The organism is Oligella sp. HMSC05A10 (assembly GCF_001808335.1).
Classification (GTDB): Bacteria; Pseudomonadota; Gammaproteobacteria; order Burkholderiales; family Burkholderiaceae_B; genus Oligella; species Oligella urethralis.
The window spans coordinates 102,013-102,619 of the sequence record NZ_KV792961.1; the positions used below are offsets into that span (position 1 = coordinate 102,013).

At 34.9% G+C, this 607-nt stretch carries 1 protein-coding gene and 1 pseudogene; both read right to left on the bottom strand.

The genetic code is table 11. The annotated features are described in order from the left end of the window. Positions 1-7 precede the first annotated feature (7 nt). A pseudogene (locus HMPREF3144_RS10985) lies at positions 8-280 on the bottom strand (ATP-binding protein); the annotation flags it as partial. A 55-nt stretch (positions 281-335) separates the two neighbouring features. Beyond that, the coding region (locus tag HMPREF3144_RS10990; protein WP_246823963.1) for a type II toxin-antitoxin system RelE family toxin at positions 336-607 on the bottom strand (272 nt) is incomplete at its 5' end.

Consider the following 607-nt stretch of genomic DNA (forward strand, 5'->3'; position numbering starts at 1 on the left):
GACGATATTAAATCTGTGAATTAATCGGCAGCATACCGACTTTTCGTTTATCTTTTAATCGATAGCTTTCGCCATTTACTTGTACAACATGGCAATGATGTAAAAGTCTATCTAGCATCGCAGCGGTTAATGTGGCATCGTCCGCAAAGGTGCTAGCCCATTGGCTAAACGGTAAGTTACTCGTCAATAAGGTACTGCCTTTCTCATAGCGTTTTGCCACCACATTAAAAAACAAATTGGCTTCCTCACGACCGAAGGGTAAATAGCCTATCTCATCAATACTTATCTTCATTACAATTTATAGGTTTCATTGTTTGATCTAAGTTAGTTTAGAGTCATTTATAGATATCTTTACGATGACCAATATTAATAACTTCAATGGTTATAGTTTGTTCAATAATGTGGCATAAGATGCGGTAATTGCCAACACGATATCTCCAATCAGCTAAATCCTCTTTAATATTTTTCCCTGTAAACCAAGGATTAGAGCTATTAACTAAATTTTTTTCAATCCAAGCGATAATTAGACGAGCTTGAGTTTTATCTAGCTTTGATAAAGATTTTAATGCTTTTGCTGTATAGATAACTTGAAACATTACAACCCTAG